At 52.2% G+C, this 12,340-nt stretch carries 12 protein-coding genes and 1 riboswitch; of the genes, 7 read left to right on the top strand and 5 right to left on the bottom strand.

What is annotated here, in order from left to right; translation table 11 throughout:
* The 3 genes from P304_RS0113150 to P304_RS0113140 form a co-directional block, all read right to left on the bottom strand.
* A partial coding sequence (locus tag P304_RS0113150; RefSeq protein ID WP_027390908.1) for an IS256 family transposase occupies positions 1-869 on the bottom strand: 869 nt, incomplete at its 3' end.
* A 60-nt stretch (positions 870-929) separates the two neighbouring features.
* Positions 930-1,562 (bottom strand): hypothetical protein, encoded by a 633-nt coding sequence (locus P304_RS0113145; RefSeq protein ID WP_027390907.1) that lies wholly within the window; start codon positions 1,560-1,562, stop codon positions 930-932.
* Positions 1,563-1,696: 134 nt separating this feature from the next.
* Positions 1,697-1,960, bottom strand: coding sequence for a hypothetical protein (locus tag P304_RS0113140; RefSeq protein WP_027390906.1), 264 nt, complete (start codon positions 1,958-1,960; stop codon positions 1,697-1,699).
* A gap of 698 nt (positions 1,961-2,658) precedes the next feature.
* Between P304_RS0113140 and P304_RS17150 the strand changes: the two genes are divergently transcribed.
* The 7 genes from P304_RS17150 to P304_RS0113100 all read left to right on the top strand — a co-directional run bounded on the left by P304_RS17150 (position 2,659) and on the right by P304_RS0113100 (position 10,161).
* Entirely contained in the window at positions 2,659-2,811 is a 153-nt protein-coding gene (locus P304_RS17150) for a hypothetical protein (RefSeq protein ID WP_160165075.1), read from the top strand.
* The gene (locus tag P304_RS0113130; RefSeq protein ID WP_027390904.1) at positions 2,804-4,345 is read left to right on the top strand and encodes a Fic family protein; all 1,542 of its coding nucleotides are present in this window, start codon (positions 2,804-2,806) and stop codon (positions 4,343-4,345) included. Before P304_RS17150 ends, P304_RS0113130 begins: the two co-directional genes overlap by 8 nt.
* Positions 4,346-4,611: 266 nt before the next feature.
* Positions 4,612-4,801: riboswitch (cobalamin riboswitch) on the top strand.
* 115 nt (positions 4,802-4,916) lie between these two features.
* Positions 4,917-6,767, top strand: a complete 1,851-nt coding sequence (locus P304_RS0113120; RefSeq protein WP_027390903.1) for a TonB-dependent receptor domain-containing protein — start codon at positions 4,917-4,919, stop codon at positions 6,765-6,767.
* Positions 6,767-7,636 carry a cobalamin-binding protein gene (locus tag P304_RS15740; RefSeq protein ID WP_051321694.1) on the top strand — a complete coding sequence of 290 codons (870 nt, stop codon included), beginning with the start codon at positions 6,767-6,769 and terminating at the stop codon, positions 7,634-7,636. Before P304_RS0113120 ends, P304_RS15740 begins: the two co-directional genes overlap by 1 nt.
* Positions 7,637-7,640: 4 nt before the next feature.
* On the top strand, positions 7,641-8,627 hold the full coding sequence (locus P304_RS0113110; RefSeq protein ID WP_027390902.1) for a FecCD family ABC transporter permease: 987 nt from the start codon (positions 7,641-7,643) through the stop codon (positions 8,625-8,627).
* Positions 8,624-9,427, top strand: coding sequence for an ABC transporter ATP-binding protein (locus P304_RS15735; RefSeq protein ID WP_034765511.1), 804 nt, complete (start codon positions 8,624-8,626; stop codon positions 9,425-9,427). Before P304_RS0113110 ends, P304_RS15735 begins: the two co-directional genes overlap by 4 nt.
* A complete protein-coding gene (locus tag P304_RS0113100; protein ID WP_027390901.1) occupies positions 9,424-10,161 on the top strand; it encodes an energy transducer TonB in 738 nt (245 codons plus the stop codon). The genes P304_RS15735 and P304_RS0113100 overlap by 4 nt, the downstream gene beginning before the upstream one ends.
* A gap of 4 nt (positions 10,162-10,165) precedes the next feature.
* Here P304_RS0113100 and P304_RS0113095 read toward each other — a convergent pair whose 3' ends face one another.
* Together P304_RS0113095 and P304_RS15730 are read right to left on the bottom strand one after the other, a co-directional pair.
* Positions 10,166-10,507: a P-II family nitrogen regulator gene (locus P304_RS0113095; protein WP_027390900.1), complete on the bottom strand. Its 342-nt coding sequence runs from the start codon at positions 10,505-10,507 to the stop codon at positions 10,166-10,168.
* A gap of 1 nt (position 10,508) precedes the next feature.
* On the bottom strand, positions 10,509-12,119 hold the full coding sequence (locus P304_RS15730; protein WP_051321693.1) for a DUF1538 domain-containing protein: 1,611 nt from the start codon (positions 12,117-12,119) through the stop codon (positions 10,509-10,511).
* Between the last annotated feature and the right edge of the window lie 221 nt (positions 12,120-12,340).

Below are 12,340 nucleotides of genomic sequence, written 5' to 3'. Positions count from 1 at the left end.
TCTTCTGTTGGCGCGGCATAAATTTCTTTCAAGTCGGCGGCCATCTGTTTGCGCTCTTTCCATGCCACAAAATTCAAGCTATGTCTGACCATATGCACAATGCAGGTTTGCACTTGGGTGTTCGGATAAGCGGCTTCTATAGCTTCTGGGAACCCTTTTAAGCCGTCAACGCAAGCTATGAAAATATCCTTAACTCCACGGTTTTGTAGTCCGTTAAGAATACTAAGCCAGAACTTTGCCCCTTCATTTTCCGCGATCCACATGCCAAGAACTTCCTTTTGTCCCTCCATGGTGACAGCCAACGCGAGATACACTGCTTTGTTGATAATGTGTCCGCCTTGTCTCCCTTTCACCCTGATAGCATCCAGATAAACAATGGGGTAAACTTCATCAAGGGGACGGTTTTGCCATGATTTCACATCGTCAATCACAGCATCGGTTACTTGGGATATTAAGGTGGGGGAAACCTCCACACCATACATTTCTTCCAAGTGAACTTGAATGTCCCGTGTACTCATGCCCAGCGCGTACATAGAGAGGATTTTATCGTCAAAACCATGAAAACGGCTTTGACCTTTGGGGATAATTTTTGGCTCAAAACTGGCGTCGCGGTCACGGGGGACATTGATCTGAAGCTCACCAAACTCGCCGCTAATAGTCTTTGGATATTTGCCGTTGCGTGAGTTTCCAGCCTGCTTGTCTGACTTTCCATGTTTGGCATAGCCAAGATGGTCTGTCATCTCTGTCTGCATTGCACGCTCTACAAGTCGCTTCGTTAACTCTTTGAGTAGACCGCCTTCGCCTACAAGATCTTCAGGCTTTTTATAGTTGACAAGAAGCTGGTCGAGAAGTTCATCGGAAATGGCCATGGGATACTCCTTGAGATATGATCAGAATAGTATCTTAAATGGCCACTTACACAAAATATTTTACACACTCGAATTAATAGAATCGTAATTTATACGACTAGCCTCATCGATATCATCAAATATGCTATTTGAGCAAGATCCAGCTTTATCCCCAAAAATATCAATCTTCTTATTGCGTGGATCAATCGGAATCTTAGTCACTTTCACTCTGCCAGCACCAAGCACCTCGCATTTCACATCACTTAACTGGTGCTCAATCTCAATCTCTCCCATGCGACTCTCACTGAAGATTAAATCGCAATCTGACTGGTATATCTCAATTTTCCCTTTATTACTGACGAGAAAACGGATAGCACGACGTTCGCTTTTTCCATCATTAGTCGCGTTGACAACATAGAGCGTCCGATCCGCAACAAACACTTCCTTTGCGCTATCGGCCTGCTTGTCTTTTTTACCAAAGAAATACTGGAGAATGAATGCAAGCGCGATCCCACCAAACACCATCACAGCTACGACAATAATTATTTTAACATCAATCATTTCACACCTCCCTTTAATCCATCCAACGCTTCTTTCGCCTGCCTTAATCCAGAACGACATCCCTAGATATGCCTTTTCAGCATCTTGAATGTCTTTCTTCAAGCCAGTCACCTTCGAGGCGCCAACCTGCAGCTCTTCGCGTTCGATTCGCAAACCCGACTCCTATGCTAATAAGCCCTGATTTTTCCGGCCTGCCTAACATAACGCTCGCCGCTGTGCCAAGCGTTATGTTAGGCAGGCCCGTAGAGTCGATGCTGCTGCCACTTGTTAGATTATTTTGCACGATTTCATTTTGAAAGCTTATCTACAAGCTTTTGTGCAGATTTGGTTGCTTTGAGGAACTTTACCATTCCATCTGAAGCAAACTCAGTGATTTTATCTTTAGCATGCTCAGGCAAACGCTCCATATCTAGGATTTTGTACCAGGCACCTTTCTTTTCGAGAATGCCATTAGCAATCAAATCTTCAAAGTTTATTGGAGTAGCTAGATTTTTGGCTTTTTCCAATATTTTTTCTCTAGACATCACACTACCTTTTTGATCGTCACTCATACGCTCCTCCGAGATCTAACATTGCAATAAATAGAATTTTTTCCGCATATCACACCCCTATATCTGGAAAACTTTCCATATTTCGTGACATTAAGGCTATAAACACGGAAAATTGTATCCCGCATTCTTCCGTGTTGCAATGAAAAATAGAAAATAGTTTCATTTTCTATCTATTGCGATATTAGAGGTGAAACATGGAAAAAAAGTCACAAATTCCGTCCCGATTCAAGTGTAAAGCTCATGGATCAGGTTCGTGCAGTGTTGCGTTATCGGTCATAGCTGGCCAAGGACAATTGCCGTGTACGATCACAGGTATGGCTGATAAGTGCAGACTCCGAGTTCCCACTCATTGCATAGTTGCTGTAGTTCATCTTGCATTACCTATCACCACTATCTCGCAAAGCATTGTCGTGTGAAATTCGACAAAAACATAACCCCCACGCCCTCCGAAGGACAAGCGTAAAACAAAAAAAGCTCGCCAGCAAAATCTGTGGTGGAACTCTGGTTCCGGTAATTTTCTAAGTTCCTGATACCGGCTCTTTGTATTAGTTGAAATCAACAGCGTATCCAGTTACAAAGAGTTATGCCGAGCCACATAAAACATATTAGCAATACATACAGAAGCCACGAGGCTGCGTCGGAAAACATGGAAGCTGTTAAAGCGACAAAACCTCCATCAATCTAAACGATAGGATCACATGAAACGAAAACTCACTCTTTCCCACCATGAATCCCAGCTGCTGTACGCTTGCGACGATTTGCACGGGAGTATGACCAACCCCGACGCTCTGCAGGACGTACTCACCGGCGCAGTGCCGGTCACCCCCGATACAGAGGCCGCCCATGCCTGACAGCCTACCCATCAACATTGATGACCTGCTGCACCAGCGCCGGGTGGAAGGGGAGCGCATCGAATACAAGGCGGGCTGGAATCCCGATGCCATCATCCGCACCCTGTGCGCTTTTGCCAACGATTTTGAAAATCTGGGCGGCGGCTATGTGGTGATCGGTCAGGATTGCGATGCCAATGGCCAGCCGCAGTTTCCCCCTGTGGGTTTGGCAGAAGAGCAACTCGACCACATCCAGCAGCAATTGCTGGCCGCCTGCCAGTTGATTCAGCCGCCCTATTTTCCAGCGCTGAGCATCGAACGCGTGGCTGGGCGCACCCTGATGGTATTGCAGGCTCCCGGCGGCATGAATCGCCCCTACAAAGCACCGGCATCGGTTACGGCTAAACAGAAAATTTGGCATTACTACATTCGCCGTTACAGCAGTACGGTGGAAGCCAAGGGCGACACCGAGCGGGAGCTGCTGAGCCTGACGGCTACGGTGCCCTTTGATGATCGCTATGCCCAGCAGGCCAGCGTGGCGGATTTGTCTAAACCGCTGATGCTGGAATATCTGCGCGAAGTGGGTAGTGCCTTGGCCAAAGATGGCGAAAACCTTTCCGTTGAAGCCTTGGGGCGGCAGATGAATGTTGTCGGTGGTCCGGCAGAATCGCCCTGGCCGAAAAACGTCGGCCTGCTGTTTTTCAATGAAAATCCAGAGCGCTTTTTCCCCTATACGCAGATTGATGTCGTCTGGTTTCCCGAAGGGGCTGGTGGTGACCGCTTTGACGAGAAAATCTTCAAAGGCCCGCTAGCGCGTATGATCCGCGAGGTACTGGGGTATATCCAGCGCAACTATCTGCACGAGACGGTGATCAAGCACCCCGACCGGGCCGAAGCCACACGGGTATGGAATTTTCCCTATGCCGCCATTGAAGAGGTGCTGGTCAATGCGGTGTATCACCGTTCCTACGAAGAGCGCGAACCGATTGAAGTGCGCATCAGCCGCAGCGAGCTGGTGGTGTTGAGTGTACCCGGTCCAGATCGCTCTATCCGGCTGGAAGATTTTGCCGCTGGCCGGGCGGTAAGCCGCCGCTACCGTAATCGCCGTATCGGCGAGTTTCTCAAGGAGCTGGATCTGACTGAAGGGCGTTCTACCGGTGTACCAAAAATCCTCAAAGCGATGGCCGCTAATGGCTCGCCTGCGCCAGTCTTCGAAACCGACGATGAACGCCTTGCCTACCTGATCCGACTGCCAGTGCATCCAATGGCGGATGCCACCCCCGAAGTTACCCAGCAAGTTACCCAGCAAGTCACCCAGCAAGTCACCCCCTTGCTTAAAGTGCTGGCAGGCGAGATGAGCCGGAGTGAGCTGATGGCTGCCATGGCGCTGCGCGACCGGGTGAGCTTCAGCAGCTTGTACCTAACGCCAGCATTGGAGGCAGGCGTGATCGAAATGACTCTGCCCGATAAACCCCGCAGCAGCAAGCAGCGCTACCGGCTGACTGCGCTCGGCAAACACTGCTTGCAAGCTCTGCACGAAGGAGAGCGGGAATGAGTGAATACACCGAAGTCGAACAGCCATTTCTGCAGCAGTTAAAAACGCTGGGCAGGATATCCCCACTGCCCCGTCCAACAGTCAGCGTGCCAACTTTCGTTGAAAAAAGACATGTTAGTAAAGTTTGTGGTGTAAAACTCACACGTTCGAGATGACAGATGGCTTTTTTCTCTTGATGTTGCACGGTTTTACCGTTTTCACCAACTCGCAATAGTGTACCAAAACGCTGTTTCTCTCGTTGACAGCCAGCAACGCTTCACGTAAAAAGCAGCTATTGATTTTCCGGTGTCTGTCGCGAAGGCGGCAGATGAAAAGGGAAGAGGGGTGCAACTCCCCCACGGACCCGCCACTGTAAGCGTTGACGACTGATCACTTTGCCACTGGCCATACCGGCTGGGAAGGCGGTCGGAAGGATGAAACGCAAGTCAGGAGACCTGCCGGAATATGTCAACACTATCCTTCCCGGGTATGGAAGGTGGGTGCCGGTTCGGTCGTTTTTCGGGTATTTTGCCCGTTAATTCGCCTCCTGTGTTCCCCCACTCCCCCGGGATACAACACAGGAGGCCTTTCTATGTCGAAGCGTTCCCGTTTGTATCCCGCTGCTCTCAGCCTTGTGCTGATTCCGTTGGCAGCGGCACCGTCTCTGGCTGATACGTCAGCCCCCACTCGTCTTGCTCCCACTCTTGTTACGGCAACCCGTACGGCGCAGAGTGTCGATGAAACACTGGCATCAGTCACGGTGATCACGCGCGAAGAGATTGCGCAGGGGCAGTATCGCGACTTGCCACAGCTTTTGAATGCTGTGCCTGGAGTGCAGATTACGCAGAGTGGTGGCATGGGGAAAATAACCCGTGTTTCCCTGCGCGGCACGAATAATAGCCATGTGGCGGTGTTGGTTGACGGCATGAAAATCGGATCGGCAACCCTTGGCGATCCGACGTTGCAGCACTTGCCACTTGATCAAATTGAACGGATTGAAATTGTCCGTGGGCCGCGCTCGACGCTCTACGGTTCCGAAGCGGTTGGTGGTGTTATTCAAGTATTTACCCGCAAGGGCGATGCAGGCACGGGCGGCAGTATGACGTTGGGTGGCGGCAGTTACCACACGCATCGCGGCAGTATCTCTTTTCACAGCGGGAGCGGTGCAACCCGTTTTGCTTTCAGCGTCAGCGAAGCCTATACCGGTGGTTTTGATTCACAAAAAAACAATGTGGCCGATCCTGGTGGCTGGGGCAACACGCCGGACGAGTCAGATAAAGACGGTTATGCGCAAAAGGCTATTACTGCGCGGGTTTCCCATCAATTTTCGCCGGGGAATGGTGTGGAATTTCATACCCTGCGCAGCGAAGGGGAGAGCGACTATGATGGATGGACGAATGAGTCGCAGACAATCCAACAGGTTACGGGACTGCTCCTGACGTTGCGCCCAACATCGCAGTGGAACCTGAGTGCCAAAGTTGGTCAAAGCGCCGACCGCACCAAAGAATTCCTCAATGGCACTTTTCGTGATCGCTATGACTCACACCGCACTTTTTTAAATTTGCAAAATGATATTGCTCTGCGCGGCAGCGATGTGCTGAGCGTGGGGGCAGAGTATCAGGATGACGAAGTCCGCAGCACCACACAGTATGACAAATCAAGTCGCGATAATACTGGTTATTTTGCGCAATATCAGATGAATGAAGGGAATCACACGGCGCTCGTGGGTGTGCGACGTGAAGACAACGAGCAGTTTGGCACGCATACGACGTGGAATGCTGGATATGGCATTGCGTTGCCGCACGATTTCCATCTGGCGCTGAACTATGGCACGTCGTTCCGCGCCCCGACGTTCAACGAGCTGTACTGGCCAGCGGATCCTATGTGGGGCGGTGGCGGTAATCCAAATCTGGAACCGGAAAAAGGGAAAAGCTACGAGGTTTCGCTGCGCCAGCAATTGGCCTCTGCCTACTGGAACATAGCCGCGTATCGCACAGAAATTGATAATCTGATATCGGGATGGCCGGCGCAGAACGTCAACCGTGCTCAGATTACTGGTTACGAACTTGGCGCGGGCTACACGCTGACGCCGCACTGGAGTGTCAGTGGTATCGTCGATCTGCTGACGCCAGAAGATCGTGGCACGGGCAAAACGCTCATCTATCGTGCCAAGCGTTCAGGTCAGTTCAACCTTAATGGCGATTTTGGTGCGCTGCGCGCCACACTCTCGCTGGAAGGCTTTAGCGAGCGCTTTGTCGATGCCGCCAATACGCTCAAACTTCCGGGCTATACCCTTGCCCATCTGCGTGGCGAATATGCCATTACCCCTGAGTGGTCTGTGCAGGCAAAAATCGAAAATCTCTTTGACAAAGAATACGAGGCGATTGCAACGTACAACACGCCTGGCCGTAGCGCCTATCTTTCAACGAGTTATCGCTTCTAATGAAAATCGTCAGTCGCGTCCTGCTGCTCTTTTGTTTCGTACTCAGCCACTGGTCGGCTTTTGCTGGCCAGTGGGTTGATGCAGTGGGGCGGAGTGTTGCTTTGGATGCGCCGCCCCAGCGGATAGTTTCCCTTGTGCCGAGCGTGACAGAAATCCTTTTTGCGCTCGGAGCAGGTGAAAAACTTGTTGGTGTAACTGACTATTGCAATTATCCGGCAGAGGCGCGGCAGCGGCCACAGATTGGGGCGTACGCGGAGCCGAATCTGGAGGCGATTATTGCGGCGCGTCCCGATATTATTTTTGCGGCCGCAGATGGGAATCGTCGCAGCTTTGTAGAACGGCTTGACGCACTTGGCTTTACTACCTATGTCACGTATCCGAAAACGCTGGATGATGTGGTCACGTTGGTGGTAACGCTTGGGGAGGTTGCTGGACATGTGGATACTGCCAACGCTCTTGCGGAGGATATGCGTCAGCGCATCGAACGGGTGCGTCAGCAAAGTATCGGGAAAAGTACGCCACGGACGCTCATTACCGTCATGCTCAAACCGCTGTATGTGGCGGGAACGGGGACGATGGCAGATGATCTTCTGCGCATTGCTGGTGGGGTGAACACTGTGCCACTTGACGGTGGCAGTTATCCGACATGGGGTATTGAGGGGCTTTTACAGAATGATCCTGAAGTGATTATTGTTTCACCGCATCCGGCGGATACGACTCCGGATGTCTATTTTCAGCAGTGGTCGCAGTTGCAGGCGGTGCAGCAACAGCGGGTATATTCGATCAATGTTGACTGGCTGCATCGACCCAGCCCACGCGTAGTGCTTGGGCTGGAAGCGCTGCATCGTGCCTTACATGGTGGAGAATAATCGTATGCAAAATAAACCCATTGCCATTGTCTTCCTGCTGTGCGGTATCGGTCTTGCTCTCGCCATTTCACTGAGCACGGGGACGTACACGATTGCGCTGCCCGCCCTGTGGCAAGCGTTGTGGGGAGAGCCACAAGAGGCCATTCACGCGACGATCCTGTTCGATATTCGTCTCCCTCGCGCTTTGCTGGCAATGCTGGTTGGTGCGTCGCTGGCGGTAGCGGGGAGTGCGTTTCAGGCGGTCTTGCGTAATCCGTTGGCTGATCCGTACTTGCTGGGAGTTTCTGGCGGTGCGGCGTTTGGTGCGGTGAGTGCGCTGGCATTGGGTACTTGGTTGACGCTGACGGTTCCATTGTTCGCTTTTGTCGGTGCGCTCCTGGCGCTGGCAATTGCGGTCATGGTGGGCGGGATTCAGCGTGGTTCTGCGCAAACGCTTATTCTTGCTGGGGTGATGGTGGGGAGCCTCGCTGCGGCATTGCTGTTGTTTCTCCTCTGGAGTCTTCCGGCGGACAGCGTGCGCGGGGCAGTGTTTTGGCTGGCAGGTGATTTAAGTGGTGAAAATAGTACGTGGCTGCTGCCGGGCTACGGTGTGTGTATTGCGATGTTTGGTGTGCTGTGGGGGATGGCTCCGGCGATGGATTTGTTGACGCAGGGCGAAGAGGAAGCGGCCGACTTGGGGATGAATGTGGTGATGGGGCGGCTGATTATTCTAGGAGCAGCGGGGATGATGACGGCGATGGCCGTGGCGCTGGCGGGTTTGGTGGGGTTTGTCGGTTTGGTCATTCCTCACGCGGTACGGCTTATTTGGGGGCCTTCGCACCGCTTTTTGATTCCGGCAGCTGCATGTGCGGGGGCGATTTTTTTGCTTTTGGCAGATGCGCTCGCCCGTTCGCTTTTTTCACCGGCGGAACTTCCGGTTGGGGTGATTACGGCAATTATCGGGGCGCCAAGTTTTCTCTTCCTGTTGCGCCGCTTTGGGTTACGCCGATGATTGTGGTTCAGGGTTTACACTTTGGGTACGGTCGCACTTCGGTGCTACGCGATATCTCTTTTCGGGTCGAGCGGGGAGAAATTCTTACGATTCTCGGGCCGAATGGCTGTGGTAAATCGACACTTTTGGGGCTGTTGCGTGGTGTGTTGACACCACAGGTTGGGGTTGTGGAATGGGAAGGCAGGCAGCCGCACCAGATTGGTCGTCGCGATATGGCGCGGCTGTGTGCGGTGGTGCCGCAATCTGCCGAACCAGCTTTCGGCTACACGGCGGGCGAATTGGTGGCAATGGGGCGTTTTGCCCGCATCGGGCTTTTGGGGAGTTTATCACCTTTCGATCGTCAGGCGGTGAAGCGGGCGCTTGAGTTGACCGATACTGCGCACCTCCAGCACCGTCCGGTGACGCAACTGAGTGGTGGCGAGCGGCAGCGGGTCTATCTTGCCCGTGCGTTCGCGCAGGGGAGCCCAACGTTGATGCTTGACGAAGCGACGAGTCACCTGGATATGGATCACCGCTGGGAGACGGCAGAGCTGTTGCGAACCATGAACCGCGAGCACGGTGTGACCATAGTACAAGTATCGCACGATTTGGATCTTGCCGCGGCGATTTCGCACCGCATTGTACTTTTAGAAAGTGGTGGCACCGTGGTAGCGGTGGATACCCCATCCAAAGTATTTACACCGGAAAATCTCGGGCGCGCTTTCCGAATGGAGGTGTTGGTAGAAACCGATCCACATACGGGGACGCCACGGGTTGTGCCGATCCGCAGCCTGCGTTTTCAGGGACGGGAGCATTTATGAAGAAAAAGTCGTCGTCACTCCTGATGCCATTCGCCCTTTCTATCGCCTTGCATGCGGCGGTGTTGCCGCTGTTGCCCGCCCATTTTGAACGCTCAGGTAAGCCAGCCGAAACGGTTACAAGCGTGGCGGTTGATCTGGTGCGTATTGTGTCGCAGGCCGAAGTGCCTGTGGTAGCGGCACCTACTCCTGTTCTTGCACCGCCACCAGTGCAAAAACGTGTTGCAGCACCACCTGATGTGTCAGCGCAACACGCGTTGGTGCCACCAAAACCAGTGGTACGGGAGCCGGTAAAGGCGGTAGTGGATACGGTAGAAGTTCGCCAAGAGGTGGAGACCGCCGTCGAGATCGCATACACACATGATTCGGTTGACCAGCCAAAACTTGATAATGGAACTCCATCAAATGACGCAACGCCGGTGGTTCAAACGGAAAACCACGAGTTTATTCCGGCACCCTTTGGCAGCCCAGATGGTGCGCGTTACGCACGTCAGGTAATTCCAGAATATCCACGGGTCGCTCGCCGCATGGGCTGGGAGGGAGAAGTCGTTGTAGCGGCGCGTATTGGTGTGGATGGTACGGCCAGTGTCATCACGATTGTGCAACCATCAAACCATGCACCACTTGACGAAAGTGCTCGCAAAGCAGTTGAGCAGTCAACCTACTTCCCAGCAACACGCCATGGTGTGAGCATAGAAACGGTAGTCGAAATTCCGATGCTTTTCCAGTTACGCTGACGGGTTATTCCTCTTTTTTGGGAATATACGTATACGCTTTAACCGCTTGTGTCATGTAGATAAATCCTTTTCCAGGTAGATGGAGCTTGCCAGCGTCGATCATCGCATCAAAAACCGCATCAGCCGCCGATGGATGAACCGCTATTTCGATGATTTCCTTTTCTGGTTGGATGGCAATACCTAAAAGACCCAGCCGCTCGCGAATGCCAGTGCCGCGCGCATAGTAAATCGTTGCCGCTTTGGCTCCGACTTTTTTGGCGGCTTCTACGACATCGTCTGCTTTCCCCCGTTCCACAATGCAGGTGATGATCATGATATTGTTAAGATAATACTCTTCATTCGGCATGTCACACTCCCCGAGACTCTTTTTTTGTTTTCACTAACAACCCCATCGTCAGGACGGTGAGAATTGGAAAAACGCTTGCCAGTGCCAGAATGCCAAACCCTTCTACAACGCCAGGGACGCTTGATCCGACACCCAGTCCCATGGCGATAACAAGCGGAACGGTGATTGGCCCGGTCGTAACGCCCGCCGCGTCCCAACCGATGTTAGTCATGGTTTCATCGGAAAAAACCGTTATCACCAAAAGGATAGCGTAGGATGGAAGCAACAGCCAGACGAGTGGCAAGTTAAAGATGACTTTCGCAATACCAAGTCCGATCCCCGCACCAACACCGATGGCGACGGATTGAATCAGCAGTTTCTTTTTGAAAGCGCCATTGGTGATCGTTTCGACTTGCTCTCCAAGCGCGGAGAGCGCTGGTTCGGCTAGCGTAGCACCGTAGCCGAGGAAAAAGGCAAACAGAATCGCAACGCCAATGCCGAACATTCCGTAGAGCGGCCCGTGCGGTTCGTTCAGCCATTGCAGTTCGACGCTGGAAAACGTTGCTGGTACCAGCGAACCAACCTGATCGCCTAACGGCACCAGCCCAAGCAGTAGGCCAAGATTAAACAGTGCCATACCGATCACCGTCAGCACAATGCCGAGTATGATTTCATTCAGGTAGTGAAGTTTTTCGCCAATCAGGAGCCATTGGACGAGAAATAAAAAGGCGACGAGTGGGATAATCGCGCGCGAGGCACCGGAAAAGGCTTCGATAAGATAGTTCCCCTGCGCCATTTGAATAGTGGTGGCGTTTGCCGCTGCACTCAGATAGTCGCCCTGCCAATAGAGCGCCACTCCAAGCAAAAGCACGGCGGCTATCGGGAAAAGCGATGCCAATGTGATAATACCAAAACCACTCATACCACTATCACTGCGCGTGCATACTACGCGCGATACCCCCAGACCAAGTGCGAGTACCAGTGGCACGGTGACAGGACCAGTAGTAACGGCACCACAGTCCCATGCTAGGCCGATAATGTATTCAACGTCAGGGAGCAAAGCGGCAAAAAAAGTTGCAACGGAGAGCACGGCGACGATCGGAATGGCGTAGTATTTGAGCGAAAACCCATACACAAATCGAATAATACCGAGCATGACCGCGATACCTACCCCCGCGCCAACGCAGAGCGCAAGCAGTGTGGAACGTTCGCTGAGCATGTAATAGAGCAATGGAGCCTGAGCGGGATTCACCCCCATGCCAACGCTTTGCAGAGCACCAATCGCTGGTTCTGCTAGCGTACTGCCGACTCCGAGGATAAAAGCAAAACTCAGGATAATCGGCAGACCCCGTTTTTTGGGAAGCCCAGCACCGATAGCTTCTCCCAGAGGCATCAATCCAACACGTAACCCTTCCATGAAAAACATGAGGCCAATGAGAACACCAACGAGAGCAGCGCTGATAGCCAGTGCGCCCATAACATTTTTTTGTAGAATAACCACTTGAAAGAGAAATAAATACGCGACAATTGGGAGGACAGCACGCAATTGTTCGCGCAACTTGCCCCAGATATATGGTGCCAAGATAGCAATGGCCTCAGAAAAAGTGACGTGATAGCGCTCTGACTGACTCATTGAAGGCCTCCACGGGAAGTGCACGCTCACAGTCAAAATATGCAATTGCTATAAAAATAACAAGGCTGATATTGCGAGAGATGCGGAATGGTACTCTCCGTAAAATCTGGTTGAAAAATGGAGAGGAATATTTTGCAACGATCTATTTTTTCAGTTGCTCTCTGGTTAATGCGGGCATATATATAACGGTGTTTGCGAATAAAGAAACCATAGAGATAACA

Source organism: Chrysiogenes arsenatis DSM 11915, from assembly GCF_000469585.1.
In the GTDB taxonomy this organism is placed as follows: Bacteria; Chrysiogenota; Chrysiogenetes; order Chrysiogenales; family Chrysiogenaceae; genus Chrysiogenes; species Chrysiogenes arsenatis.
The sequence above is the reverse complement of the archived record's forward strand: the minus strand, read 5'-3'. Positions and strand labels throughout refer to the sequence as shown.